This is a genomic window from Mesorhizobium sp. M4B.F.Ca.ET.089.01.1.1 (assembly GCF_004022605.1).
Classification (GTDB): Bacteria; Pseudomonadota; Alphaproteobacteria; order Rhizobiales; family Rhizobiaceae; genus Mesorhizobium; species Mesorhizobium abyssinicae.
Window position 1 is genome coordinate 1 of the sequence record NZ_RZOS01001347.1, and the last position, 488, is coordinate 488.

At 60.7% G+C, this 488-nt stretch carries 1 pseudogene; it reads right to left on the reverse strand.

Annotated features, from left to right (window positions below):
* Positions 1-252: 252 nt before the first annotated feature.
* Positions 253-488: pseudogene (locus EN780_RS37475) on the reverse strand (MFS transporter); the annotation flags it as partial.

The window sequence follows — 488 nt, forward strand, 5'->3', positions numbered from 1 at the left end:
TGAGAAAGACCGATCGTTGTCGGTGGGACGCCGGCGCCCATCTGCCTCCGCAGCGAGTAGCCGGGCATTGAAGCCGAGATCGGGAACACGATGACGCAATAAGCGCGCTGTATTGTCATAACGCGATGAGCAGGTAGCAATTTGGCGCTGCCCCATCGAAGGCATGGTTACGACGAAGCCGCGGCCTTTGGCCGAGCTCAGAGGTGACAATAGCGTTAACGCCACCGACCGTCGTCACTCCCCACCAGGCGGTCAGCTGTTGCGGTTCGGGCCGAGCAGAAATACTGTCAAGACAGCGAGGAACGTGGCAACCGCGCTGTAGAGAAAGACACTGGCAATGCCCGTGTGATCCACCAATAGGCCACCGAAAGTTGTGCCGGCTGCGATCGCCACTTGGAAGGCTATGACCATCAGTACACCAGCGCTCTCGGCCTGTTTCGGAGCGGCGCGCAGCACCATCCAGGTCTGCAATCCGACCGGGACCGCGC